Here is a 24,331-nt window from a genome sequence, read left to right as displayed (position 1 = left end):
CTCCCGTCAGGCCAGGGTGGCCGGCGAGGGCTGACCGCGCAGCAGGTCGGCCAGCCGGGCGGCCAGAATGTCCCAGCGCCACTGCGACGTCACCCATTCGCGCCCGGCCGCGCCCATCGCGGCAGCCCGATCCGGGTCGGCCAGCAACTCGGCGACGGCGTCGCCGACCTTTTGCACCGAGTTCCCGTCGACGACAAGACCAGTCTTGTTGTGCTGCACAGCTTCCGGAGCCCCACCCGAGTCGCCGGCAACCACCGGTACGCCGGTCGCCGACGCCTCCAGGAAGACGATGCCCAAGCCCTCGACGTCCATGCCCGCGCCGCGGGTGCGGCACGGCATCGCGAACACTTCGGCCAGTGCGTAGTGGGCGGGCAGCTCGGCCGACGGCACCGCGCCGGTGAACGTCACGTGGTCGGCCACACCGCAGTCGGAGGCCAGCTTGCGCAGCGCGTCCAGGTACGGGCCGCTGCCGACGATCACCAGGGCCGCGCCGTCGACGCGTTGCCGGATCGACGGCAGCGCCTTGATCAGCATGTCTTGGCCCTTGCGTGGCACCAGCCGGGACAGGCAGACGACGGTGGGCCGCTCCCCCAGCCCGTAGCGGTTGCGCAGCTCCGCGCGGCCGGCCGGGTCGGGCCGGAACCGGTCGGTGTCGACGCCGGACGGTAGGTACTCCAGCGACGCCGCGGGCCCGAACGCCGTCGCGAACCGGGACCGCGTGTAGCGACTGACGAACGTCACGACGTCGGTGTCGTTGCCGATGCGCCGCAGCACCGACCGCGCCACCGGAAGCATCGACCAGCCCACCTCGTGGCCGTGCGTGCTGGCCAGCACCCGGCTCGCCCCGGCCTGGCGCGCCCGCGCCGCCAGCAGCGCCAGCGGCGCGGCCGCACCGAACCACACGGTGTCGATGCCGTGGTCGCGGATCAACCGGCGCATCCGGGCATCGACCGCCGGCCCGGGCAGCATCAGCGTGCCCGGATGACGCACCACGCGGTAGCCGGCCGCGTCCGCGTCGAAGGCGTCGGCGCCCTTCCATTGCGGCGCGTACACCAGCACCGCGTGCGACCCGGTATTCACCAGCCGTCGGACGAATTCGCCAAGGTAGGACTGAATGCCGCCGCGCCGCGGCGGAAAGTCGTTGGTTACCAGCAGGACCCGGCTCACTAGGGTCAGGCTATCCGACCATCCACTGCTGCCAACGCGCGAGCAGGCCCGCCGGGTCGACGCCCAGTACGTCGCGGGCGGCGTCAAACGGGTCGGTGTGCGCGACGCCGCAGACGGCGAGATAGTAGGCGCGCAACTTGGGCGCTCCGAAGGTATCGGCGACGAAACGGGCGAACCACCACGCGCGATCGTAGGCCAGCGAGCGCTGCGACCCGGGGTTGTTCAGGTCGAAGTCCGACGGCAGCGACACGGTCTGCGAGCCCGCCTCGGCCGGGACGGCGGTGTTGGGCCGGGCGATGAAATCGGCGACGGCTTCGGCCAGCCACTGCGGCGAATCGAGCGCGGTGTCCGCGCGCGACGCATAGTGAAAAAGCTCATGGGTCAAGACAATTCGCAATGCAGAGTCGCTCATGTTCGCCGCACCCGGCGCGAACACGATGCGCTGGCCGACCACCACCCGGTGCACCGGATCGATGCGATCGGCGACGGTCACCGCCGCGATATCGGCCCACTGTGACGATGGCCCACCACCGGCGGCGGCGCGAAACTCGTCGTCGGACGCGGCGACCACCACCGAGATGTCGCGCGACCAGTCGGCCCCCCAGAAGGCCTCCACCTTGTCGATCGCGGTAGGCATCTCCGCTGCGACCCGGGCCAGCAGCCGGTCGGCGGCCGGGCCGCCGTGACCGATCAAGCGGACCTCGCGGTCGCCGACGATCAGGGGCGCCCGCGTGGCGATCGGGTTGCTGTGGGCCGGCGCGACGAGCTGCGCGGGTCTTATCCGGCCATCGCGCGCGTCGAGCGGTACGGCCACAGCCGCAACGAACTCAACAACGAAGACCCAGGCCAGCAGAACCGGAAGCCACCGGCGCCGCCGACGGAATTGCCCTCGCGGAAAACGATCAGTAACGGCGGGCGTCGTAAATCGGGCCGGACGAGTTCATCGGCACCACCCGCACCGGCACGCCGTAGGTGGACGAGTGAATCATCATGCCGTCACCGACATAGATGCCGCTGTGTGACGCGTCCGAATAGAAGGTCAGCACGTCGCCGGGCTGCAGGTCGGACAGCGCGACCGGCTGACCGCCGTGCGCCTGCGCCTGGCTGGAGTGCGGCAGCGAAATGCCGGCCTGCTGGAAGGCCCACATCACCAATCCGGAGCAGTCGAACCCGCCTGGTGCGGCACCGCCCCACGAGTACGGCGTTCCGACCTGGGTCAGCGCGGCCTGCACGACGTTGGCGCGGTCACCGCCGGGGCCACCAGGGCCGCCAGGAATCATCTGGGGCATTCCGGGAAATCCGGGCATCCCGGGCATTCCACCCGGAGGCGGAGCCTCACCCGGCGGTAGCGCACCGGGCGCCGGCGGCGCTCCGGGGATCATCGCGTCGGGCGCCGGCGCACCGGGAACCGCGGCGGGCATCTGCCCGGGGTCGGCCAGCGCGGTGCGCTGCTGCGGCGTCAGGGAGACGTACTGCGACTTCACCACGGCGATCTGGACCTGCAGCTGGCTCTGCTTGGACTGCAGGCTGGCCCGCACCGCGGCCGCCTGCTCGGCCGCGCTCTTGGCGTCGGCGGCGGACTTGGCCGATGCCTGCTCGGCCTTGGCGGCCTGGTCACCTGCGACGCGGAAACTTGCCATCTGCGTGGACATTTGAGTCGCCATCACGCGCTGGACGGCCATCTTGTCGATCAGCCCCTGCGGCGATTGCGCGGTCAGCATGGCCTCCATGCCGTCGACGCGGCCACCCATGTAGGTCGCGGCGGCGAGTTTGTTGACGGCGTTCTGGAAGGTGGCCAGCCGGGCTCGCGCCCCATCCACCGCGGCCTGGTCGTCGGCGTGCTTCTTGTCGGCGGCCTGCTGAGCGGCGAGCTTCTCGTTGAGGTCGAGCTGCGCGCTGTGCATGGCCTCGGTGGTTTGCTCCGCCTGCCGGGACAGCTCACTGAGCTTTGCCAATGCGTCGTCGGCCGGATCGGCCACCACATTGGCGGCACAGACACCCGATAAGACCGTGAGGCCTGCCAGCGTCCCGATGACTGACCGCGTGATGACACGCGAGATCGAATGCACGGAGCCGAAACTCAAAGTATTGCTTCCTTAAACTGCCATCGACGTTCGAGGTCGAGCTGGGTTTAGGTCTCAAACAGGTTACGAAACGATAAAGGCGTTTGTCCAAACAAGATCGTTAAGAAAATGGAAAGATTTCTGTCATGAGTATGTGAACGAGACGGGGCAGGTGGGGCGGCCAGGGGTTTTGGCACTCAGGGTCATTAAGCGACACCGTACCCGGGATTTCGATGAATCGGCACTAGGCGCAACCGCGGCGCCAACCCGACCTCCGCGAGTACCTCGAGTGCGGCCCGCTCGTCCTGCAACAGAGTTTCCGGTACCCCGAGTAGCACGCTGATCACGCAATCCCGGCATCCCGGGCCACGCGCCGCGCAGTCGTCGCAGTCGATCACCACCGGTGCGCCAGACTCTGGCGCCGCAACGCCTTTGCTGTCGGGTCCGCTGTTGTCGGCCATCGGAATCGGTCCTCTCATCCGGTTTGGTCGTGCTGACCCGAACGCTAACCGCGGGCACCGACATGTTTTGCCGGCCGCGAACCCGGCGTGGGAACGCCACCGGTGTCGGTCCGGCTGCCTAACGTCACGCCCATGGGTGTGACTGGTGGGACTCAACTGAGTTTCGCCGACTTGGCATCCAGCGGGGAATCGAACTGGGCGCCCACCGACGAAATCCCGCTGCGCGAGCTCACCTTTGTCGTGGTGGACCTGGAGACGACCGGCGGACGCAGCCGCGGAAAAGACGGTGCACCCGCCGACGCCATCACCGAGATCGGGGCGGTCAAGGTCCGCGGCGGCGTCGTGCTCGGTGAGTTCGGCACGCTGGTGGACCCGCAGCGCAGCATCCCGCCCCAGATCGTGCAGCTCACCGGCATCACGACGGCGATGGTGAGCGACGCCCCGACCATCGACGCCGTGCTGCCGATGTTCTTGGAGTTCGCCGGCTTAGAGCACGGAGCGGTGCTCGTCGCCCACAACGCGGGATTCGACATCGGGTTCTTGCGGGCCGCCGCCGAGCACTGCGAAATCCGTTGGCCCCGACCGCAAGTGCTCTGTACGGTCCGGCTGGCGCGCCGCGTGCTGAGCCGCGAGGAGGCGCCCAGCGTGCGGCTGGCCGCCTTGGCACGGCTGTTCGCCGTCGCCACCCAACCCACCCACCGCGCGCTCGACGACGCCCGCGCCACCGTCGACGTGCTGCACGCGCTGATCGAGCGGGTGGGCAACCAGGGCGTGCACACCTACGCCGACCTGCGCTCGTATCTGCCGAACGTGACACCGGCCCAGCGCCGCAAGCGCGTGCTCGCCGATGCCCTGCCGCACCGGCCCGGGGTGTATCTGTTCCGCGGGCCCTCCGGCGAGGTGCTCTACGTCGGCACCGCCGTCGACCTGCGCCGCCGGGTGAGCCAGTACTTCACCGGCGCCGACCCGCGCGGCCGGATGAAGGAGATGGTCGCCCTGGCCGACGCGGTCGAGCACGTCGAGTGCGCCCACGCGCTGGAGGCCGGCGTCCGGGAGCTGCGGATGCTGGCCGCACATGCTCCCCCGTACAACCGTCGCTCGAGGTTCCCGCAGCGTTGGTGGTGGGTGGCCCTGAGCGACGAGGCGTTCCCGCGGCTGTCGGTGGTGCGAGCCCCGCGACACGACCGTGCGATCGGGCCGTTTCGCTCCCGCGCCGACGCGGCCAATACCGCGCGACTGCTGGCGAGGTTCACCGGAATCCGCACCTGCACAACGCGACTCGGCCGTTCGGCCCGCCACGGCCCGGCGTGTCCCGAGGCCGAAGTGTCGCCCTGCCCGGCCGCTCGCGACCTGAGCGCCGCGCAGTACGCCGAGGCGGCACGGCGGGCCGCGGCCCTGATCGACGGCGCCGACGACAGCGCGTTGAACGCGGCCGTCGGCCAGGTCACCGCGCTGGCCGGGCATCGCCACTTCGAGAGCGCCGCGCGGCTGCGCGACCGCACCGCCACCGCCGTCGAGGTGTTGTGGCGGGGTCAGCGGCTGCGGGCGCTGGCCGCGCTGCCCGAGCTGATCGCCGCGGCCCCGGACGGCGGCGGGGGCTATCACCTCGCCGTCATCCGCTACGGCCAGCTCGCCGCGGCCGGAAACGCCCGGCGCGGGGTGCCGCCGATGCCCGTCGTTGACGCTATTCACGCTGGGGCACAAGCGATTTTGACGACCTCAGCCCCGCTCGGCGGCGCGCCGGTCGAAGAGACCGCGCTGATCGCACGCTGGCTGGTCGCCCCGGGCGTGCGCATCGTGCGGGTCGCCGGCGACATCGGCTGGGCCTCGCCGCTGCGATCGGCCGGCGCCTGGGCCGGGTGGGCGGCGGCGGCGCGCTCGGCGCGGCTGGCCGCACAACAGGATCCCGCGCAGGCGGCGCGCGGTCCGGACTCAGACCTGCTGGCTGAACCGCACCCAACGCGCGAGCAGCTCTTCGGCGGCCCCGGAGTCGATGGCCGCGCTGGCCCGCTCCAGCCCGTCCTCCCACGCCGGCAGCCATTCAGCGCGGCTGGATAAGCCCGCATGCGCGACGATCGCGCCGGCGGCGTTGAGCACGACGGCATCGCGGACAGCGCCCTTGACACCGCCGAGCACGCCGCGCACCTCCTCGGCGTTGGCGTACGCGTCGCCGCCCAGCAGCTCGTCGAGCTCGGCGCGCGCGAACCCGAATCCCGCGGGGTCGAACGTCAGCTTGTCCACCGTGCCAGCCTGCACGCGCCAGATCGTGCTGGTCGTGGTCGTGGTCAATTCGTCCAGGCCGTCGTCGCCGTGCACCACCAGCACGCTGGCGCGCCGCGCGGCGAACACCCCGGCCATCACCTCGGCGAGGTTGGCGAACGCGCAGCCGATCAGCCCCGCCCGCGGCAACGCCGGATTGGTAAGCGGCCCAAGGAGATTGAAGACCGTCGGTATCCCGATCTCGCGACGCACCGCCGACGCGTGCCGGTAGGACGGATGGAACGTCGGCGCGAAGCAGAACCCGATCCCGACCTCGGCGAGGCTGCGCGCGACCTGATCGGGGCCCAGGTCGATGCGCACGCCGAGGGCCTCGAGCGTGTCGGCGCCGCCGGATAGCGAGGACGCCGCGCGGTTGCCGTGTTTGACCACCGGTACCCCGGCGGCCGCGACCACGATCGCGGCCATCGTGGACAGGTTGACGGTGTTGACGCCGTCGCCACCGGTGCCGACGATGTCGACGGCGTCGTCGCGGATCGCCCCGGCGGGGATGCGGCGCGCGTGGCTGAGCATCACGTCGGCCAGCTCGCTGACCTCGGCGGCGGTGGGCACCTTCATCTTCATCGCGACCACGAAGGCGGCGATCTGGGCCGGGCGCGCATTGCCGGTCATGATCTGGTCCATCGCCCACGCGGCCTGACCGCGGACCAGGTTCTCCCCGTCGGTGAGGCGGCCCAGCAGCTGTGGCCAGGTCGTCGGCGTGGCCCCGGGAGTCGTCGCGGAAAACGACCGGGGCGAAGGAACCTCAGATGACGCAGCCACGCGCCGATGGTCCCACGCGGACCAACCGCGACCCAACCGTCGTTTCCGGACCCGGAAAAGTTCCCCCCAAAACGACGCGCCCAAGCGAATTTCCGCCCCGGGTAGAGTTCAACAACTACAAAGCGTCATACTTGCGGATGTGACGAGTGCTGTAGGGACCTCGGGGACTGCGATCACGTCTCGGGTGCATTCGCTGAACCGGCCCAACATGGTCAGTGTCGGCACCATAGTGTGGCTGTCCAGCGAGCTTATGTTCTTTGCTGGTCTGTTCGCGTTCTATTTCACGGCGCGGGCACAGGCCGGCGGGAACTGGCCGCCGCCGCCCACCGAGCTGAATCTGTATCAAGCCGTGCCGGTGACTCTGGTGTTGATCGCGTCGTCGTTCACCTGCCAGATGGGCGTGTTCGCCGCCGAGCGCGGCGACGTCTTCGGCCTGCGCCGCTGGTACGTGATCACCTTCCTGATGGGACTGTTCTTCGTCCTCGGGCAGGCCTACGAGTACTTCCACCTGGGCACCCACGGGACGACCATCCACGGCAGCGCCTACGGCAGCGTGTTCTATCTGGCCACCGGTTTCCACGGCCTGCACGTCACCGGCGGACTGATCGCCTTCATATTCCTGCTGGCCCGCACCGGGATGAGCAAATTCACCCCGGCGCAGGCGACGGCCAGCATCGTCGTCTCCTACTACTGGCATTTCGTCGACATCGTGTGGATCGCGCTGTTCACCGTGATCTATTTCATCCGTTAGAGGCCGGCGCTATCAAAAAGGAATGAACAGGAGTGCTCGGTTGAAGAAACTGGGATTCACCCGATCCCGCGGCCGCAAGCCGCAGAGCCAACCGCGTAAAGAACAGGCGCGGCGCCGTCTTCGCCGCCGGCTGTCCGGTGGTCTGCTGCTGATGATCGCGCTGACCATCTCCGGCGGGCTGGCCGCCGTGCTGACACCCACCCCCCAGGTCGCCGTCGCCGACGAGTCGAACTCGGCGCTGCTGCGCAACGGCAAGCAGCTCTTCGACACCTCGTGTGTGTCGTGCCACGGCGCCAACCTGCAGGGCGTGCCCGATCACGGGCCCAGCCTGATCGGGGTCGGCGAGGCCGCCGTCTACTTCCAGGTGTCCAGCGGCCGCATGCCGGCCATGCGCGGCGAGGCCCAGGCCCCGCGTAAAGAGCCGATCTTCGACGAGGCCCAGATCGACGCGCTCGGCGCCTACGTCCAGGCCAACGGTGGCGGCCCCACCGTGGTGCGCAACCCCGACGGCAGCATCGCGATGCACTCGCTGCGCGGCGAGGACCTGGGCCGCGGCGGCGACTTGTTCCGCCTCAACTGCGCCTCGTGCCACAACTTCACCGGTAAGGGCGGCGCGCTGTCGTCCGGCAAGTTCGCGCCGGACCTGGGTGAGGCCAATGAGCAGCAGATCCTGACCGCGATGCTGACCGGGCCGCAGAACATGCCGAAGTTCGCCGATCGCCAGCTGTCCTTCGAGTCCAAGAAGGACATCATCGGCTACGTCAAGAGCGTCACCGAGGAGCGGTCGCCGGGCGGCTACGGCCTCGGCGGGTTCGGACCCGCGCCCGAGGGCATGGCGGCGTGGATCATCGGGATGGTCGCGGCCATCGCGTTGGCATTGTGGATTGGGGCGCGAGCATGAGCGCGGAAAGCAAAGGGGTCGGTAAAAGCAGCGAGCCGGACGAGGCCGCGCTGGCCGCGATGTCCAACCAGGAGCTGCTGGAGCTGGGCGGCAAGATCGACGGCGTCGAGACCGTCTTCAAGGAGCCGCGCTGGCCGGTCGAGGGCACCAAGGCCGAGAAGCGTGCCGAGCGTGGCGTCGCCCTCTGGCTTTTGCTGGGTGGCGGGTTCGGTCTGGCGCTGCTGCTGATCTTCTTGTTCTGGCCGTGGGAGTACAAGTCGAACGAGCAAGCGGGTAACTTCATGTACTCGCTGACCACCCCGCTGTACGGCTTCACCTTCGGGATGTCGGTGCTGTCGATCGCCATCGGCGCGATCCTGTACCAGAAACGCTTTATCCCCGAAGAGATTTCGATCCAGGACCGCCATGACGGCGCCTCCCGCGAACTCGACCGCAAGACGGTCGTGGCCAACCTGACCGACGCGTACCAGACGTCGACGATCGGGCGCCGCAAGCTGATCGGAGCATCGTTCGGCCTGGGCATGGGCGCGTTCGGCCTCGGCACCCTGGTGGCGTTTGCCGGCGGCCTGATCAAGAACCCCTGGAAGCCGGTCGTGCCCACCGCCGACGGCCTCAAGGCGGTGCTGTGGACGTCGGGCTGGACCCCGCGCTACCACGGCGAGACCATCTACCTGGCCCGGGCCACCGGCGCCACCGACGGCGCGCCGTTCGTCAAGATGCGCCCCGAAGACATCGACGCCGGCGGCATGGAGACGGTGTTCCCGTGGCGGGAGTCCGACGGCGACGGCACCACGGTGGAATCGCACGAGAAGCTGATCGCCATCAAGATGGGTGTCCGTAATCCCGTGATGCTTATCCGGATTCGGCCCACCGACATGCCGCGGGTGGTCAAGCGCCAGAATCAGGAGAGCTTCAACTTCGGCGAGTTCTTCGCGTTCACCAAGGTCTGCTCGCACCTGGGCTGCCCGTCGTCGCTGTACGAGCAGCAGTCCTACCGAATCCTGTGCCCCTGCCACCAGTCGCAGTTCGACGCATTGCATTTCGCCAAGCCGATCTTCGGGCCGGCCGCGCGTGCGCTGGCGCAACTGCCGATCACCATCGACTCAAACGGGTATCTGGTTGCCAACGGTGACTTCATCGAGCCCGTCGGTCCGGCATTCTGGGAGAGGACGACAACATGAGTCCCAAACTGAGTCCCCCGAAGATCGGTGATGTCCTGGCCCGCCAGGGCGAGGACATCGACACCCGGTATCACCCGTCGGCCGCGGTCCGCCGGCAGCTCAACAAGGTCTTCCCGACGCACTGGTCGTTCCTGCTCGGTGAGATCGCGATGTACAGCTTCTTCGTGCTGCTGATCACCGGCGTGTACCTGACGCTGTTCTTCGACCCGTCGATGGTCGACGTCACCTACAACGGCGTTTACCAGCCGCTGCGCGGCGTCGAGATGTCGCGGGCCTACCAGTCCGCACTCGACATCTCCTTCGAGGTCCGCGGTGGCCTGTTCGTCCGGCAGATCCACCACTGGGCCGCGTTGATGTTCTCCGCATCGATCATGGTGCACCTGGCCCGCATCTTCTTCACCGGCGCGTTCCGCCGGCCCCGCGAGGCGAACTGGGTCATCGGCTCCCTGCTGCTGATCCTGTCCATGTTCGAGGGCTACTTCGGTTACTCACTGCCCGACGACCTGCTCTCGGGTATCGGTCTGCGGGCCGCACTCTCGTCGATCACGCTGGGCATGCCGGTGATCGGAACCTGGCTGCACTGGGCACTTTTCGGCGGCGACTTCCCCGGCACCATCCTGATCCCCCGGATGTATGCCCTACACATTCTGTTGATCCCGGGCATCATCCTGGCGCTGATCGGGCTGCACCTGGCCATGGTGTGGTTCCAGAAGCACACCCAGTTCCCCGGCCCCGGACGCACCGAGCACAACGTCGTCGGCGTGCGCGTGATGCCGGTGTTCGCGGTCAAGTCCGGCGCATTCTTCGCCGCCATCGTCGGCGTGCTGGGCCTGATGGGTGGCCTGCTGCAGATCAATCCGATCTGGAACCTGGGCCCCTACAAGCCATCTCAGGTGTCGGCTGGCTCGCAGCCCGACTTCTACATGATGTGGACGGAAGGCCTGGCCCGTATCTGGCCGCCGTGGGAGTTCTACTTCTGGCACCACACCATCCCCGCGGTGGTCTGGGTCGCGCTGATCATGGGCGGCGTCTTCGGGCTGCTGGTCGTCTATCCGTTCCTGGAGAAGCGGTTCAGCGGCGACAAGGCCCACCACAACCTGCTGCAGCGGCCGCGCGATGTCCCGGTGCGCACCTCGATCGGCGCGATGGCGATCTCCTTCTACATGCTGTTGACCCTGTGCGCGATGAACGACATCATCGCGTTCACGTTCCACATCTCGCTGAACGCGACGACGTGGATCGGGCGCATCGGCATGGTGATCCTGCCGCCGTTCGTCTTCTTCATCACCTACCGGTGGTGTGTCGGGCTGCAGCGCAGCGACCGCGCGCTGCTCGAGCACGGCGTCGAGACCGGCATCATCAAGCGGCTGCCGCACGGTGCCTACATCGAGCTGCACCAGCCGCTCGGCCCGGTCGACGACCACGGCCACCCGCTCCCGCTGGAGTACCAGGGGGCGCCGGTGCCCAACAAGATGAACAAGCTGGGCTCCGCCGGTTCGCCGGGTAGCGGCAGCTTCTTGTTCGCCGACCCACCGTCCGAGGATGCGGCGCTGCGCGAGGCTGCCCACGCCTCCGAGCAGCGCGCGCTGACCGCGCTGCGGGAACGCCAGGAGACCAACGGATCCCCGAACGGCGAGCACTAGCCCGCGTCAGCTGGCGGTGCGCTGCTGTTCGGCCGCCCGCAGGATCGAACCCGCGGTCACGAATGCGGACTTCTCGCGGTCGGCGGCACCGACCGGTAGGTCGGCCGCGCAGCGCAGCACCATCTGAGCGAGCGGGTTGTGGGTCGCGTACGGGATGATCAGCAGATTGACCTGAGCATTTTCGCCGCAGATGGTCATGATGTGGTGACGCTTGAGTTCCCAACCCGGCCAGTTGATGTCGGGCGGCCGTTGTAGCGGTTGCCAATTGACGTTGATCGCCGTGATGTCCCCCAACAGGGGCGTCAGCATCGCGACGAGGGCGGGCAATTCGTTGGTGATGCGGTCCGCGCGCGGCCACCAGGCGCCGTCGATGGCGCGGCCGAGCTTACGGGCCACCGACAGCCGGACCGGATCGGTTCGGCCCCGGCTGCCGAACGGACGGGTCATCGCGGACGTCGCCGGCCCGCGTCGCCGAGGACTACACGATTCACGGGCGGGTTCCCTTCGCCATCGGCACCGCCCTCACGATTGCGGGGTGGCAGAGCTAGGTGTCATCCGCGCCGATGCGGCATACCACCGCGGACAAAGAAAACAACTCACGCTTGACGCTACGCCACGGTGAGACGAATACCACCCGCACCATCGATAATGGTCATAGATCGCGCCATCCCACGTAGTGTTGGGGCAACGGAAGTGGGGATGCCAAAACATGGCGACACAAGACTGGACTGACGCACCCGAGATTCATCCCTCCCAGATCCGGGTTGGTGACGTCATCGGTACGCTGTTGCCCACCGGTCTGCAATACACCGTGAAGATGATCGGTGCGCCGCAGAAAAGTCCGGGAAAGTGGACATTTTTCTGCCGTGACGCCGGAGGCCTGCAGCACACCAGCACGTTCCGGGAGGACGAGTTGGTTCGCAGGTACGCCAAAGCATCGTGAGACTTGTCGGGCGTGCCGATCGACTAGCTCGCCGCGACCTCGCGGCGTAGCTGCCGAACGAAGAGCCACTCGATCGCCGGCATCGCCGCGGTGATGGCCCCGGCCAGCCCGTAGCCGACCCAGGACGGACCGTCATGCCCGACGGCCATCGAATACGTCGCGGCGGCCACGGCGATCAGTGCGAGACCCATGGTGCCGGTCAAAACGACGGCACCCCGCAAAAAGATTCGGTCGACGGCCTCCCCGGACCACTCCCCGTCCGCGCCGGTCACCTGAGCACGCTGCGGGCGCACCCGTTCGACCACGGTGCGGGTGGTGGTCTGCCGGGCCGGTGGACGTCCCTGCAGGGCCGTCGACCGAACGACCGGCGGTTCGGCCTTGGTCATCCGACGGGCCCGCAACAGCACCGGGACCGCCCCGGCGATGATCAACGCGGACACGATGATGACGGCGTACAACACCCACGGCGTGCTGTGCGTATTCCTGGCCGCGCTGTGGAAGCCCCGGCCCAGGTCGGCCAGCGCGACGACAGCGGCCACGCTGACGCCCAGCAACAGCAGCCAGATCGCGGCGCACGTGCCCAGCAGAAGGCGATCGATGACGTCGGGCGGAACGGTGTCTGACCCGCGTCGATACGCGGAGTATCTGCTGACCATCAGCAACTCGTCTGCGGCTGGTCGGTGTTGTTGGACGACAACACCGTTCCGTCGCTGGTGGTAATGGAGCAATTGAGCCGGCTGACCCGGAAAAGACTGGACGCCTGAACGGAGCCGACGTCGGATTGCGAGATCGGCGTGACCGTCATCGACCACGGGATGTACACGTTGTGCTGGGTGCGTGAGCGGCCGGAGGCGTCGACGTACGTCACCGAGATGATGTCGCCCGGCGCCTTGGTCCCGGTCACCGAATAGGTGACCTGGCGGGGGCCCGCCGGCGTCGTCGGAGGCGGTGGCGGCGCAGGAGGCGGGGCCGCGGTCGCCGACGTGCTGGCCGGCGGCGCGGTGGTCGGCGGGGGCGGCGGTGGCGGCGGTGGAGGCGGTGGCGTCACCGTCACTGTCTGGGTCTCCGTAGCTGTCGGTGGCGGTGGCGGCGGTTCGGTAGTGGGCGGCGGGGGTGGCGGTGGCTTGGTCGTGGTGATTTCGTCCTGCACCGGCGGTGTGGACGAGGTGCTGGTGCCCGGGTTGGCAAGTTGATTGGTGTCGGTGCGCGCGAACAACAGCGAAACCGAGACCACCAGCGCGATCGCGGCCACGATGGCAGCGACGCCGACCACCCACGGCCAGCGCGGGGTGCCGTCGTCGTCATCGTCGTCGTCGGATGCGTCCTCGTAGCTCTCGTAGTCGTAGAGCCTCAGGTCGGCCGGCACATACGCGCCGCTGATGAAATGCTCGGACTCGGGCGCGGAGTAGGCACGCGAATAGGCGTCCGTCTCGCCGGTCTGGTCTGCCGCCGGTATTGCGCCGCTGTCGGCGAATGGTTCGAGTTCGCCACCGGCAGGCAATTCGTCGTCGTGCTCGGCTAAATCGGCGCCGGGCTCGCCACCGGAAATCGGTTCGTGGTCGAACTCACTGTCCGAATCGGGTTCGTCGGGTTCCCATCCCGGGGGTTTCGGCCCGCTCATGTCTGCCTGCCCTGTCCAACTGCCTCACCTGCGCACGGGGCTCCAGGGGTACACCGTGTCGCACGTGCTCGGGAGATTCTCATGTGCCTGCGCAAACCCTACCGAACCGAGTAGCGCAAAGAAGTCTTGGCAAACGGGCGGCGGCTCAACTGATGCCCGGATTGTTACCTTTGAGATGCAAATCAGTGCTTCTCGGGGCCCACGTAATACTCGAAGACCAATCCGGCGGCCGACGCAAGGATGAACACCACGCCGGCGACGATCAGCCAGGGCAACCACAGCGCGATACCGACCGCGGCCACCGAGCCGGACAACGCGAGCATCAACGGCCACCAGCTGTGCGGCGCGAAGAATCCCAATTCCCCTGCACCGTCGCTGATTTCAGCACCCTCGTAGTCCTCGGGCCGGGTATCGAGGCGGCGGGCCACAAACCGGAAGAAGGTGGCCGTGATCAACGCCAGACCGCCGGTCAGCGCCAACGCGGTGGTACCGGCCCACTCCTCGCCGCCCGTGGCGTACAGCGCGGTCAGTATCCCGTAAAGCACCGCGCACAGGACGAAGAACGCGGCGCAGAATTCGAACAGCCTCGCTTCGATATGCATTGCGTCTCCTAACCTACTGGTTGGGTCAGTTCGCCGCGGCGAGTGTCAAACGGATGAGTGGTCACCGCTATCGGAGACTGGGCGATCGCCTGCAACGCTTGGGCGTTCGTCTTTCCGTCGATCCGTTGCTGCAAATAAGCCTTGAAGTCATTGGGCTCAACGACGCGGACCTCGAAGTTCATCATCGAGTGATACGTGCCGCACATCTCCGCGCAGTGGCCGACGAACGCCCCGGTCTTGGTGATCTCTTCGACCTGGAAGACGTTGACCGAGTTGTTTTGCTTGGGGTAGGCCATCACGTCGCGCTTGAAGAGGAATTCCGGCACCCAGAAAGCGTGGATGACATCGGCTGAATTCAATACGAATTCGATGCGCTTGCCGGCCGGCAGCACCAGCACCGGAATTTCCTGGGGAGTCCCGAGGGTCTCGACCTTGTCGAAGTTCAGGTAGGTCCGGTCCTCGGTGTTGATTCCGCGCACCGGCCCGACGCGCTCCTCGCCGTGCTCATCCTTGCCCTCGGGCTTGGAGACCATCGCCTTCTTGCGGGCCTCATCGGCGCCGTCGTAGCTCAGCGTGCCGTCCTTGAAGTCGACCTTCTGATAGCCGAACTTCCAGTTCCACTGGAAGGCCGTGACGTCGATCACAACTTCGGGGTTCTTGTCCAGGTGCAGCATCTTCTCCTGCACCACGACGGTGAAGTAGAAGAGCACCGAGATGATCAGGAACGGCGTCACCGTCAGCACCAGCTCGAGCGGCATGTTGTAGCCGAACTGCCGGGGCAGTTCGGTGTCCGTCGCCTTCTTCCGATGGAAGGCCGCCGACCAGAAGATCAGGCCCCACACGATCATGCCGACAACCAGCGAAGCGATCACCGCGCCGATCCACAGCTCCCGGTTGAGGTGAGCCTGCGGCGTGATGCCCTCGGGCCAGCCGAGAGCAAACACCGTCTGCCAGCTGCATCCGCTGAGGGTGACCGCCAGCACGCCCAGCGTCGCGGCCAGCGCCAACGGTCGAAGACGACGGGAAATACCCCTGGATGCGTCTGGCGAACGGCGCTGAAATATGCCCTGCGACAAACGCTGCGAACGGAACTGCCCGCCGGGTGTCACGTTGGCGCCTCCTGCTCGAACGTCGAATACTACGCAGCGTAGACCACGCCGCACAGCCCGGCGACTAAACCCCGACCGGTCGGCGGCCGCGTCGCCGCAACCGGCCCGGTGCGGTGCCCCCAAGCATCGCCGAAGTGCGGCATATTGGGGGCCGTGTGTGGACTGCTGGCCTTTGTCGCCGACCCCGGCGGCGTCGAGACGGACGCGGCCCGAGCCGACGGCGCGATCGCCCGCTCGTCGCATCTGATGCGTCACCGCGGCCCCGACGAGCCGGGCACGTGGACGGATCCTGGCGCCGACGGGTCGGTCGTGTTCGGTTTCAACCGGCTGTCCATCATCGACATCGCGCATTCGCATCAGCCGCTGCGCTGGGGGCCGCCCGAGGCACCGGACCGCTACGTCCTGGTGTTCAACGGCGAGATCTACAACTACCTCGAGCTGCGCGACGAACTGACCGCCCGGCACGGCGCCACCTTCGCCACCGACGGTGACGGCGAGGCCATCGTCGCCGGCTATCACCACTGGGGCACCGAGGTGTTGACGCGGCTGCGCGGCATGTTCGCCTTTGCCCTGTGGGATACCGTGACCCGCGAATTGTTCTGCGCCCGAGACCCTTTCGGTATCAAGCCGCTGTTCATGGCGACCGGCACCGGCGGAACGGCGGTAGCCAGCGAGAAGAAATGCCTGCTCGATCTCGTCGATCTGGTGGGATTCGACACCGCGATCGACACCCGAGCCGTCCAGCACTACACCGTGCTGCAGTACGTGCCGGAGCCCGAGACGCTGCACCGCGGGGTGCGCCGGCTGGAATCGGGCTGCTACGCGCGGATCCGGCCCGGGTTGCCACCGCAGGTCACCCGCTATTTCGTGCCGCGTTTCGCCGCGGTGCCATTGACCCGCGACACCGAGCAGGCCCGCTACGACGAGATCACCGCGGTGCTCGAGGACTCGGTGGCCAAGCACATGCGGGCCGACGTCACCGTCGGGGCGTTCCTGTCCGGCGGCATCGACTCCACCGCGATCGCGGCGCTGGCGATCCGGCACAACCCCCGGCTGATCACGTTCACCACCGGATTCGAGCGCGAGGGATTCTCCGAGATCGACGTCGCGGTGGCCTCGGCCGAGGCGATCGGCGCCCGCCACATCGCCAAGGTGGTGAGCGCGGACGAGTTCGTCGCCGCCCTGCCCGAGATCGTCTGGTACCTCGACGAGCCCGTCGCCGACCCGGCGCTGGTCCCGCTGTTCTTCGTCGCCCGCGAGGCCCGCAAACACGTCAAGGTAGTGCTCTCCGGCGAGGGCGCCGACGAGCTGTTCGGCGGCTACACGATCTATCGAGAACCGCTGTCGCTCAAGCCCTTTGACTATCTCCCGCGGCCGCTGCGGCGCTCGATGGGCAAGATGAGCAAGCCGCTGCCCGACGGCATGCGCGGCAAGAGCCTGCTGCATCGCGGTTCGCTGACGCTCGAGGAGCGCTACTACGGCAACGCCCGCAGCTTCTCGGATGCCCAGCTGCGCGACGTGCTGACCGGGTTCCGCGAGGAGTGGACGCATACCGACGTGACGGCCTCGGTGTACGCCGAATCGGCGGGCTGGGATCCGGTGGCCCGCATGCAGCATGTCGACCTGTTCACCTGGCTGCGCGGCGACATTCTGGTCAAGGCCGACAAGATGACGATGGCCAACTCGCTGGAGCTGCGGGTGCCGTTCCTGGACCCCGAGGTGTTCGCCGTCGCGTCCCGGCTACCCGTCGAGGCGAAGATCACCCGCACCACCACCAAGTACGCGCTGCGACGGGCACTGGAACCGATCGTTCCGGCCCACGTGCTGCACCGGCCCAAGCTCGGCTTCCCGGTGCCCATCCGGCACTGGCTGCGCGCCGGCGAACTGCTGGAGTGGGCCTACGCGATGGTGGACGCCTCGCAGGCCGGCCATCTCGTCGACACCGCCGCCGTGCGCCGGATGCTCGACGAACACCGAAGCGGCGTCAGCGATCACAGCCGCCGGCTGTGGACGGTGCTGATCTTCATGCTTTGGCACGCGATCTTCGTCGAGCACACCGTGGTGCCCCAGATCAGCGAACCGGTATACCCCGTACAGCTCTAAGCAGGCTTGAGTGTGACGCCTGGGCGCAGCTCGTCGGCGTGTCGCCGTCCTCAGCGCACACTCAACGCCGCCAGCTCACACTCGCCGCCGTGAGTTCACACTCGACGGCTCCTAGGCGAGCACCGCGGCGATCTCGGCGGCGGCGTCGTCGCCGTAGGCATCCGCCAGCCGCGCCTTGGCGACGGCGGGGTCCCACGTCCACTCCTGCGTGCCGGTCGACTCCAGCACCAGCACGGCGACCAGCGAGCCCAGCTGCGCCGAGCGCTCGAGGCTCAGCCCGGCGCTGCGGCCGGTCAGGAATCCGGCCCGGAACGCGTCGCCGACGCCGGTCGGGTCGGTGAGGCTGTTCTCCGGCACCACGCCGACATGCGTGGTGGTGCCGTCGCGATCGACGATGTCCACGCCCTTGGCACCGAGCGTGGTCACCCGCAGACCCACCTTTCCGAGCACGTCGTTCTCCGACCACCCGGTCTTGTTGAGCAGCAGCTCCCACTCGTAGTCGTTGGTGAACAGGTAGGCGGCCCCGTCGATCAGCTTGTTGATCTCTTCCCCGGACAGGCGGGGCAGCTGCTGGGACGGGTCGGCCGCGAAGTCCAGGCCGAGCTTCCGGCACTCCTCGGTGTGCACCACCATGGCGTCGGGGTCGTTGGCGCCGATGATCACCAGATCCGGCTTGCCGACCGACGAGACGACGTCGGCGAGCTTGATGTTGCGGGCCTCCGACATGGCGCCGGGGTAGAACGACGCGATCTGGGCCATGTCCTCGTCGGTGGTGCAGGTGAACCTGGCGGTGTGCGCGGTCTTGGAGATCAGCACGTTCTCGCAGTTGACCCCGTGGCGCTCCAGCCATTCGCGGTATTCGCCGAAGTCGTCGCCGGCCGCGCCGACCAGCGCGACGTCACCGCCGAGCACGCCGATGGCGAAGGCGATGTTGCCCGCCACGCCGCCACGATGAATCACCAGGTCGTCAACCAGGAAGCTGAGCGAAACCTTCTGCAGGTGCTCGGCCAGCAGATGCTCGGAAAACCGGCCGGGAAAGCGCATCAGATTGTCGGTCGCAATCGAACCGGTTACCGCGATCGTCACGAAATCTCCACCCTTCATTGGTAAGCGCGTCCAGCCTACCCACGCGTTTCGACGGCCGTTGCGTCCGCAGTCGGCGGGAGGGGGTGCGCTAGCCTCCCTAGGGAACTCACCCAAGTCGCCGGGACCGAATGCTCGGGCCGTACCCGCTCGTGGTCCCGTCTACCACGTAGGAGAACCACAATGGGCGGTCCGCACTCGCCGAACCACCCTGTCGGCGCCGACGGACCCGTGCCATACACCGAGCCGGTCGACTTCCCGCAAGATCCCCCGGTCGGCGAGACGCCCTACGCGCCCGGGCCCGCCAACGAGCCGCCGCCGGGCGCCTACCCGGGACCGCCGCCACCGGGCTACCCGAATCGGCGCTCACCGCGGCGCATGATCATCGGGGTGCTGGCGGCGATCGCCCTGGTGGCCGGGATGACGGCAGCGATCGTGTACGGGGTGCGCACCAACGGCGCCAACACCGGTGCCGCGTTCTCCGAGGCGACGGCCAAAACGGCGATTCAGGGCTATCTGGACGCGCTGGAGAACCGCAACACCGAGGAGATCGCCCGCAACGCGCTCTGCGGCCTCTACGACGGCGTGAAGGACCGCAGGTCCGACCAGGCGCTGGCCAAGCTGAGCAGCGATGCGTTCCGCAAGCAGTTTTCCCAGGTCCAGCTGACCTCGATCGACAAGATCGTGTACCTGTCGCAGTACCAGGTTCAGGCGCTGTTCACCATGCAGGTATCGCCCGCCACCGGCGGGCCGCTGCGCGGTCAGGTCCAGGGCGTCGCGCAGCTGCTGTTCCAGCGCGGCGACATCCTGGTGTGCTCGTACGTGCTGCGCACCGGGGGCTCGTACTAGCCCCGCGTACTAACCCGTCGGGGTCAGTTGAAGGAGTCCCCGCAGGCGCAAGAACCCGTGGCGTTCGGGTTGTCGATCGTGAAGCCCTGCTTTTCGATGGTGTCCACGAAGTCGATCGACGCGCCTTCCACGTAGGGAGCGCTCATCCGGTCCACGGTCAACTTCACCCCACCGAAGTCCGCGGTCAGGTCGCCGTCCAGGGCGCGGTCGTCGAAGAACAGGTTGTAGCGCAGGCCTGCGCATCCGCCCGGCTGAACTGCGATGCGCAGCGCCAGGTCGTCGCGTCCCTCTTGGTCCAGCAGGGACTTCGCCTTGGTGGCGGCGGCCTCGGTCAGGATTACGCCGTGGGTGGTCGTGGCGCTCGACTCGTTTTGCACCGTCATTACTTCTCCTACATGCCTGTTGTTGGGTAGGTGCCCGGGCACCCGAACCACTCGGGTAAAACCCAATGCGTCAACGGTACCTCGCGGGACCGCTATTCCCGAGTCGCGCCGCCACCTGTGACGCTAATCCCATCAGCTGGTTTGCCGCGTCGGCCAGCGCCAATCCCACCGAGCCGGCGTACTCGGCCATGGACAGCGCGGACATGATGCCCGCCGTTCGCACCGCGGTTTTCTCCAGCCCGACCTGCCCGGCCAGCACGATCACCGGAATTCCCAGCGGCCCGGCCGCCGCCGCGAGTTGCCCGACTACCTTCCCGTGCAGGGATTGCTCGTCGAACTTGCCTTCTCCGGTGACGATCAGCTCGGCGATGTCGAGGTCGTCGGCCAAATGGGTGTGCTCGGCGATGATCGCCGCGCCGGACTCGCAGCGGCCGCCGAGCGCGAGCAGGCCCGCGCCGATACCGCCGGCCGCACCGGCACCCGGTTCGGAGCTCACGTCGCGTCCGGCCACCGCTTCCAGTTGCAGTGCCCACGCCTCGAGGCGAACTTCCAGTGCCGCGACCGTCGCCGTGTCCGCACCCTTCTGCGGCCCGAACACCCGGGCCGCACCCCAGGGTCCCACCAGCGGATATTCGGTGTCGGACGCGGCGATCAGCTCGACCTCTGCCAGCTGGTGGCGGGCGATTTCCAGCCCGCCCAGCTCGGCGATCATGCCTTGGCCGCCGTCGGTGCACGCACTGCCGCCCAGCCCCACCACGATTCGTCTCGCTCCGGCCTGCAGCGCCTCGGCGATCAGCTGTCCGACTCCCCTGCTGTGCGCCGCCAGCGCGGTCTCGGGGTCGGCCGGCCGGCCGAGCAGTCCGAGCCCGCAGGCCTGGGCGATTTCCAGGTATGCGGTCGCCGTCTCCGGATCCCAGACCCACTCGGCCTCCACCGCCGTGTCCAGCGGCCCAACCACCTCGACGCGCCGCTTCTCCCCGATCCGGTTGGCCAGCACCTCGATGAAACCGGGGCCGCCGTCGGACTGCGGGGCGACGATGAACTGGTCGCCCGGGCGGGATCGGGTCCAGCCGGTCGCGATGGCGGCGGCAGCTTCTAGCGCCGAAAGACTGTCGCCGTAGCAATCCGGGGCCACCAACACCCGCATAGCCGGCAATTGCAAACGACCCGGAGAAAGACCAGTGGCAACATCGTCCGAGGCCATCGAGCCGTTGTCCATCACCCGTAGCCGTTCATCACTGATAAGGGTAGGTCTAAGTATCGTGCGGCCGCAGAGCTATCGCGATGCCTGACGGGGCCATTCGCCGAACCCGGCCGGGCGCGAAGTAACCTGGCGGTTGTGAAGTTGTTGGGCCGTAAGAAAACCCATGCGGAAGTCCCGGATGGTGACCTCGTGACACCGACTGTGGACGACGCCGCCTTGGACGCCGCGTCTCGCGGGACACGCCGAACCGACCCCAAGGGCCGGCCCACACCCAAGCGCGAAGCCGCGCGTCGCAACGCCAAGAAGGGCCCCGTGGCCCCGGCGCCCAAGACGGCCGCCGAGGCGCGGGCTCGCCGCAAAACGCTGGCCGGCCCGAAACTCAGCCGCGAGGAGCGCAAGGCCGAGCGCACCGCCGGCCGGGCCCGGATGACAGACCGCCGCGAACGCATGATGGCCGGCGAAGAGGCGTACCTGCTGCCGCGCGACCAGGGTCCGATCCGCCGCTACGTGCGCGACGTGGTTGATTCCCGACGCAACGTGCTGGGCCTGTTCATGCCGTCGACCCTGGCGCTGCTGTTCGTCATGTTCGCCGTTCCGCAGCTGCAGCTGTTCATCTCGCCCGCGATGCTGCTGATCACCGCGATCATGGCCATCGACGGCGTGGTCCTGGGCCGCAAGGTCAGCAGGCTGGTCGACGCGAAGTTCCCGAGCAACACCGAAAGCCGTTGGAAGCTAGGCCTTTACGCTGCTGGCCGGGCTTCCCAGATGCGCCGGATGCGGGCACCCCGGCCACAAGTCCAGCGCGGCAGCAGTGTCGATTAGACGTTGCCGGAAAGCCGTCTGACCCCAGTGCGCACCCTGGTGCTCGGCGGGATCAGGTCGGGCAAATCCGAGTGGGCCGAACAGGCCATTGCCGCATCGGTACCACCGGGCCGGGCGGTTCGTTACCTGGCCCCCGGGCCGAGCTGCCCAGACGATGCGGACTGGGCAGACCGCATCGCCAAGCACCGCGACCGCCGGCCCGCGCACTGGTCGACAGTCGAAACCTGCGACATCACCACCGAATTGCGCCAGTCGCCGGATACCCCGACCCTTGTCGACGACCTCGGCATCTGGCTGACGGCAACGCTGAATCGCCACCAAGCATGGGAGAACGGGTCGGTGGCCACCCCGGTCGACGAGATGCTCGGCGCCGTCGGTGCGTTCGAATCCACACTGATGCTCGTCAGCCCCGAGGTCGGGTTGACCGTGGTTCCCGCCACCGCGGCCGGCCGCCGGTTCACCGACGAGCTGGGCTCCCTGAACCAGCGCGTCGCGGCATTGTGCGAGCGGGTGGTGCTGGTGGTGGCCGGTCAGCCGGTATCAATCAAATCGTCAGGGAAATAATGGAATTCGCGCCGATCGTCTCGCCCGACCCGGACGCCGCCGCGGCCGCCCGCGCCCGCCAGGACACCCTGACCAAGCCGAGTGGCGCGCTGGGCCGTCTCGAGGACCTGTCCGTGTGGATCGCCTCGTGCCAGGGGCATTGCCCGCCAAAGCAATTCGCGCGTGCCCGGGTGGTGGTGTTCGCCGGCGATCACGGCGTCGCCAAATCCGGGGTGTCGGCCTACCCGCCGGAAGTGACCGCGCAGATGGTCGCCAACATCGACGCCGGTGGGGCCGCGATCAACACGCTGGCGGCGATCGCGGACGCGACGGTGCGCGTCGCCGATGTGGCGGTGGACGCCGAGCCGCTCTCGGAGGAGATCGGCGCCCACAAGGTGCGCCGCGCCAGCGGCGACATCGCCAGCCACGACGCGCTGACCGACGAGGAGACCGCCCGCGCGATCGCGGCGGGCCGGCGCATCGCCGACGAAGAGGTCGACGCGGGCGCCGACCTGCTGATCGTCGGCGACCTGGGCATCGGAAACACCACCGCCGCAGCGGTTCTGGTGGCGGCGCTGACGAACGCCGAGCCGGTCGCGGTGGTCGGCTTCGGATCCGGCATTGACGACGCCGGCTGGGCCCGTAAGACGGCCGCGGTCCGCGACGCGTTGTTCCGGACCCGGCCGGTGCTGCCGGACCCGGTCGCGCTGTTGCGCTCGTGCGGCGGCGCTGATCTGGCCGCGATGGCCGGCTTTTGCGCGCAGGCCGCGGTGCGGCGCACCCCGCTGCTGCTCGACGGCATGGCGGTGACGGCCGCCGCCCTGGTCGCCGAGCGCCTGGCGCCGGGTGCGCGGCAGTGGTGGCAGGCGGGGCACCGATCCACCGAGCCGGGTCATGCGCTCGCCCTGAAGGCGCTCGAGCTGGACCCGATCCTGGACCTGCGAATGCGGCTGGGCGAAGGCAGCGGCGCGGCGCTGGCCGTGCCGGTGCTGCGCGCGGCGGTGGCCACGCTGTCGTCGATGGCGACGTTCACCGAGGCCGGTGTGTCCAACCAGCCCGACGACACCATGCCTTCGCCGTGATCCGTTCGCTGGCAACGGCTTTCGCATTCGCCACGGTGTTGCCCGTGCCGAGCCGGGCCCCGATGGGCCGCGGCGCCATGACCGCGCTGCCGGTGGTCGGCGCGGTGCTGGGAGCGGTGGCCGCGGGCATCACCTGGGGCGGCTCGCTGGCCTTCGGCGTGTCCAGCCCGCTGCCGGGATTGCTTGCGGTGGCAGCGCTTTTGCTGGCGACCCGGGGACTGCACATCGACGGTGTCGCCGATACCGCCGACGGGCTGGGCTGTTACGGGCCGCCGCCGCGCGCACTGGCGGTGATGCGCGACGGGACAACGGGACCTTTCGGCGTCGCGGCCGTCGTGCTGGTGATCGTGTTGCAGGGCTTGGCATTTTCGGCACTCGGCGCGGGCTGGCGACACGGGCTGGCCGCGATCGTCGTCGCGGTCGCCGCGGGCCGGGTGAGTGCCGTGCTGGCCTGCCGCCGCTCGGTGCCGGCGGCCGACGGTAGCGCACTGGGCGTCCAGGTCGCCGGCACGCAACCCGTCGGCATCGTCGCCGGCTGCGTCGTGGTGCTGCTCGGGGTGTCGCTGGTGGCGGGCCCGCAACCGTGGCAAGGGCCGGCCGCCGTGGTGTTGGCGTTGTGCTGCGCCGCGGTGTTGGTCGGGCACTGCGTGCGCCGCTTCGGCGGGATCAGTGGCGACGTGCTGGGCGCCGCAATCGAACTGACCACGACGGTCAGCGCTGTCACGCTGGCGGCATTGGTCCGCTACTAGCCGAAACGCTAAGGCCGAGTGCGCGGTGGGCC

At 68.4% G+C, this 24,331-nt stretch carries 24 protein-coding genes and 1 pseudogene; 12 read left to right on the top strand and 13 right to left on the bottom strand.

Going from position 1 to position 24,331, the window contains the following annotated elements; genetic code table 11:
• Positions 1–6: 6 nt before the first annotated feature.
• The 4 genes from pimB to G6N55_RS00650 form a co-directional block, all read right to left on the bottom strand.
• On the bottom strand, positions 7–1,167 hold the full coding sequence (gene pimB / locus G6N55_RS00665; protein ID WP_085220475.1) for a GDP-mannose-dependent alpha-(1-6)-phosphatidylinositol monomannoside mannosyltransferase: 1,161 nt from the start codon (positions 1,165–1,167) through the stop codon (positions 7–9).
• Between the two features lie 10 nt (positions 1,168–1,177).
• Complete coding sequence (locus G6N55_RS00660; protein WP_085220476.1) at positions 1,178–2,020, bottom strand: hypothetical protein; 843 nt, start codon at positions 2,018–2,020, stop codon at positions 1,178–1,180.
• 49 nt (positions 2,021–2,069) lie between these two features.
• The gene (gene ripC / locus G6N55_RS00655) at positions 2,070–3,251 is read right to left on the bottom strand and encodes a peptidoglycan hydrolase RipC (protein ID WP_085220477.1); all 1,182 of its coding nucleotides are present in this window, start codon (positions 3,249–3,251) and stop codon (positions 2,070–2,072) included.
• A 185-nt stretch (positions 3,252–3,436) separates the two neighbouring features.
• Positions 3,437–3,691 carry a hypothetical protein gene (locus G6N55_RS00650; protein ID WP_085220478.1) on the bottom strand — a complete coding sequence of 85 codons (255 nt, stop codon included), beginning with the start codon at positions 3,689–3,691 and terminating at the stop codon, positions 3,437–3,439.
• 132 nt (positions 3,692–3,823) lie between these two features.
• Here G6N55_RS00650 and G6N55_RS00645 point away from each other — a divergent pair.
• Positions 3,824–5,686 (top strand): annotated as a pseudogene (locus G6N55_RS00645) (DEDD exonuclease domain-containing protein); the annotation flags it as partial.
• On the opposite strand, the gene trpD reads toward G6N55_RS00645, so the two are convergent.
• The gene (gene trpD, locus G6N55_RS29610; RefSeq protein ID WP_139826685.1) at positions 5,624–6,730 is read right to left on the bottom strand and encodes an anthranilate phosphoribosyltransferase; all 1,107 of its coding nucleotides are present in this window, start codon (positions 6,728–6,730) and stop codon (positions 5,624–5,626) included. The pseudogene G6N55_RS00645 and the gene trpD sit on opposite strands and share 63 nt — an antisense overlap.
• A 139-nt stretch (positions 6,731–6,869) precedes the next feature.
• Between trpD and ctaE the strand changes: the two genes are divergently transcribed.
• Genes ctaE through qcrB form a run of 4 tightly spaced genes read left to right on the top strand, consistent with a single transcriptional unit; the run spans position 6,870 to position 11,206 of the window.
• Positions 6,870–7,481: an aa3-type cytochrome oxidase subunit III gene (ctaE, locus tag G6N55_RS00635; RefSeq protein ID WP_085220481.1), complete on the top strand. Its 612-nt coding sequence runs from the start codon at positions 6,870–6,872 to the stop codon at positions 7,479–7,481.
• 40 nt (positions 7,482–7,521) lie between these two features.
• On the top strand, positions 7,522–8,382 hold the full coding sequence (gene qcrC / locus G6N55_RS00630; RefSeq protein ID WP_085220482.1) for a cytochrome bc1 complex diheme cytochrome c subunit: 861 nt from the start codon (positions 7,522–7,524) through the stop codon (positions 8,380–8,382).
• Entirely contained in the window at positions 8,379–9,563 is a 1,185-nt protein-coding gene (gene qcrA / locus G6N55_RS00625; RefSeq protein ID WP_085220483.1) for a cytochrome bc1 complex Rieske iron-sulfur subunit, read from the top strand. Before qcrC ends, qcrA begins: the two co-directional genes overlap by 4 nt.
• Positions 9,560–11,206: a cytochrome bc1 complex cytochrome b subunit gene (gene qcrB / locus G6N55_RS00620; protein WP_085220484.1), complete on the top strand. Its 1,647-nt coding sequence runs from the start codon at positions 9,560–9,562 to the stop codon at positions 11,204–11,206. The genes qcrA and qcrB overlap by 4 nt, the downstream gene beginning before the upstream one ends.
• Positions 11,207–11,212: 6 nt before the next feature.
• On the opposite strand, the gene G6N55_RS00615 is transcribed toward qcrB, so the two are convergent.
• Positions 11,213–11,653, bottom strand: coding sequence for a DUF5994 family protein (locus tag G6N55_RS00615; RefSeq protein ID WP_085220485.1), 441 nt, complete (start codon positions 11,651–11,653; stop codon positions 11,213–11,215).
• Positions 11,654–11,915: 262 nt separating this feature from the next.
• Between G6N55_RS00615 and G6N55_RS00610 the strand changes: the two genes are divergently transcribed.
• A complete protein-coding gene (locus G6N55_RS00610; RefSeq protein WP_085220486.1) occupies positions 11,916–12,149 on the top strand; it encodes a hypothetical protein in 234 nt (77 codons plus the stop codon).
• Between the two features lie 23 nt (positions 12,150–12,172).
• On the opposite strand, the gene G6N55_RS00605 is transcribed toward G6N55_RS00610, so the two are convergent.
• The 4 genes from G6N55_RS00605 to ctaC form a co-directional block, all read right to left on the bottom strand.
• Positions 12,173–12,805 carry a DUF2561 family protein gene (locus tag G6N55_RS00605; RefSeq protein WP_085220487.1) on the bottom strand — a complete coding sequence of 211 codons (633 nt, stop codon included), beginning with the start codon at positions 12,803–12,805 and terminating at the stop codon, positions 12,173–12,175.
• Positions 12,805–13,770, bottom strand: coding sequence for an MmpS family transport accessory protein (locus G6N55_RS00600; protein ID WP_163667105.1), 966 nt, complete (start codon positions 13,768–13,770; stop codon positions 12,805–12,807). Before G6N55_RS00600 ends, G6N55_RS00605 begins: the two co-directional genes overlap by 1 nt.
• A 182-nt stretch (positions 13,771–13,952) precedes the next feature.
• Positions 13,953–14,372 (bottom strand): cytochrome c oxidase subunit 4, encoded by a 420-nt coding sequence (locus tag G6N55_RS00595; RefSeq protein ID WP_085220489.1) that lies wholly within the window; start codon positions 14,370–14,372, stop codon positions 13,953–13,955.
• Positions 14,373–14,380: 8 nt separating this feature from the next.
• A complete protein-coding gene (ctaC, locus tag G6N55_RS00590) occupies positions 14,381–15,481 on the bottom strand; it encodes an aa3-type cytochrome oxidase subunit II (protein WP_085220490.1) in 1,101 nt (366 codons plus the stop codon).
• A gap of 153 nt (positions 15,482–15,634) precedes the next feature.
• On the opposite strand from ctaC, the gene asnB reads away from it, so the two are divergent.
• A complete protein-coding gene (gene asnB, locus G6N55_RS00585; RefSeq protein WP_085220491.1) occupies positions 15,635–17,584 on the top strand; it encodes an asparagine synthase (glutamine-hydrolyzing) in 1,950 nt (649 codons plus the stop codon).
• A gap of 111 nt (positions 17,585–17,695) precedes the next feature.
• On the opposite strand, the gene G6N55_RS00580 is transcribed toward asnB, so the two are convergent.
• Positions 17,696–18,670 carry a carbohydrate kinase family protein gene (locus G6N55_RS00580; RefSeq protein WP_085220614.1) on the bottom strand — a complete coding sequence of 325 codons (975 nt, stop codon included), beginning with the start codon at positions 18,668–18,670 and terminating at the stop codon, positions 17,696–17,698.
• A 180-nt stretch (positions 18,671–18,850) separates the two neighbouring features.
• Here G6N55_RS00580 and G6N55_RS00575 point away from each other — a divergent pair, with 180 nt between their 5' ends.
• Positions 18,851–19,516, top strand: coding sequence for an Rv0361 family membrane protein (locus tag G6N55_RS00575; RefSeq protein ID WP_085220492.1), 666 nt, complete (start codon positions 18,851–18,853; stop codon positions 19,514–19,516).
• Positions 19,517–19,539: 23 nt separating this feature from the next.
• Here the strand turns inward: G6N55_RS00575 and G6N55_RS00570 are convergent, their stop codons facing one another.
• Together G6N55_RS00570 and G6N55_RS00565 are read right to left on the bottom strand one after the other, a co-directional pair.
• A complete protein-coding gene (locus tag G6N55_RS00570; protein ID WP_085220493.1) occupies positions 19,540–19,899 on the bottom strand; it encodes a HesB/IscA family protein in 360 nt (119 codons plus the stop codon).
• A gap of 70 nt (positions 19,900–19,969) precedes the next feature.
• Entirely contained in the window at positions 19,970–21,046 is a 1,077-nt protein-coding gene (locus G6N55_RS00565; protein WP_163667101.1) for a glycerate kinase family protein, read from the bottom strand.
• 192 nt (positions 21,047–21,238) lie between these two features.
• On the opposite strand from G6N55_RS00565, the gene G6N55_RS00560 reads away from it, so the two are divergent.
• From G6N55_RS00560 to G6N55_RS00545, 4 genes are read left to right on the top strand one after another with little or no spacing between them, the layout of a single operon-like run.
• Positions 21,239–21,925: a DUF3043 domain-containing protein gene (locus G6N55_RS00560; protein WP_085220495.1), complete on the top strand. Its 687-nt coding sequence runs from the start codon at positions 21,239–21,241 to the stop codon at positions 21,923–21,925.
• Positions 21,926–21,952: 27 nt separating this feature from the next.
• Positions 21,953–22,489 (top strand): bifunctional adenosylcobinamide kinase/adenosylcobinamide-phosphate guanylyltransferase, encoded by a 537-nt coding sequence (locus G6N55_RS00555; RefSeq protein WP_085220496.1) that lies wholly within the window; start codon positions 21,953–21,955, stop codon positions 22,487–22,489.
• The gene (gene cobT / locus G6N55_RS00550; RefSeq protein ID WP_163667671.1) at positions 22,486–23,550 is read left to right on the top strand and encodes a nicotinate-nucleotide--dimethylbenzimidazole phosphoribosyltransferase; all 1,065 of its coding nucleotides are present in this window, start codon (positions 22,486–22,488) and stop codon (positions 23,548–23,550) included. Before G6N55_RS00555 ends, cobT begins: the two co-directional genes overlap by 4 nt.
• Complete coding sequence (locus tag G6N55_RS00545) at positions 23,547–24,299, top strand: adenosylcobinamide-GDP ribazoletransferase (protein WP_085220498.1); 753 nt, start codon at positions 23,547–23,549, stop codon at positions 24,297–24,299. The genes cobT and G6N55_RS00545 overlap by 4 nt, the downstream gene beginning before the upstream one ends.
• Positions 24,300–24,331 lie beyond the last annotated feature (32 nt).

It is taken from the genome of Mycobacterium florentinum (assembly GCF_010730355.1).
Taxonomy (GTDB): Bacteria; Actinomycetota; Actinomycetes; order Mycobacteriales; family Mycobacteriaceae; genus Mycobacterium; species Mycobacterium florentinum.
Note: the sequence above shows the minus strand (reverse complement) of the source record. Positions and strands in the feature narration are given on the sequence as shown.

Coding starts and splice junctions, on each gene's coding strand:
- G6N55_RS00650 (WP_085220478.1), bottom strand. CDS start 3,691: ATGGCCGACAACAGCGGACCCGACAGCAAAGGCGTTGCGGCGCCAGAG.
- qcrA (WP_085220483.1), top strand. CDS start 8,379: ATGAGCGCGGAAAGCAAAGGGGTCGGTAAAAGCAGCGAGCCGGACGAG.
- qcrB (WP_085220484.1), top strand. CDS start 9,560: ATGAGTCCCAAACTGAGTCCCCCGAAGATCGGTGATGTCCTGGCCCGC.
- G6N55_RS00615 (WP_085220485.1), bottom strand. CDS start 11,653: ATGACCCGTCCGTTCGGCAGCCGGGGCCGAACCGATCCGGTCCGGCTG.
- G6N55_RS00610 (WP_085220486.1), top strand. CDS start 11,916: ATGGCGACACAAGACTGGACTGACGCACCCGAGATTCATCCCTCCCAG.
- G6N55_RS00605 (WP_085220487.1), bottom strand. CDS start 12,805: ATGGTCAGCAGATACTCCGCGTATCGACGCGGGTCAGACACCGTTCCG.
- G6N55_RS00600 (WP_163667105.1), bottom strand. CDS start 13,770: ATGAGCGGGCCGAAACCCCCGGGATGGGAACCCGACGAACCCGATTCG.
- G6N55_RS00595 (WP_085220489.1), bottom strand. CDS start 14,372: ATGCATATCGAAGCGAGGCTGTTCGAATTCTGCGCCGCGTTCTTCGTC.
- G6N55_RS00575 (WP_085220492.1), top strand. CDS start 18,851: ATGGGCGGTCCGCACTCGCCGAACCACCCTGTCGGCGCCGACGGACCC.
- G6N55_RS00570 (WP_085220493.1), bottom strand. CDS start 19,899: ATGACGGTGCAAAACGAGTCGAGCGCCACGACCACCCACGGCGTAATC.
- G6N55_RS00565 (WP_163667101.1), bottom strand. CDS start 21,046: ATGCGGGTGTTGGTGGCCCCGGATTGCTACGGCGACAGTCTTTCGGCG.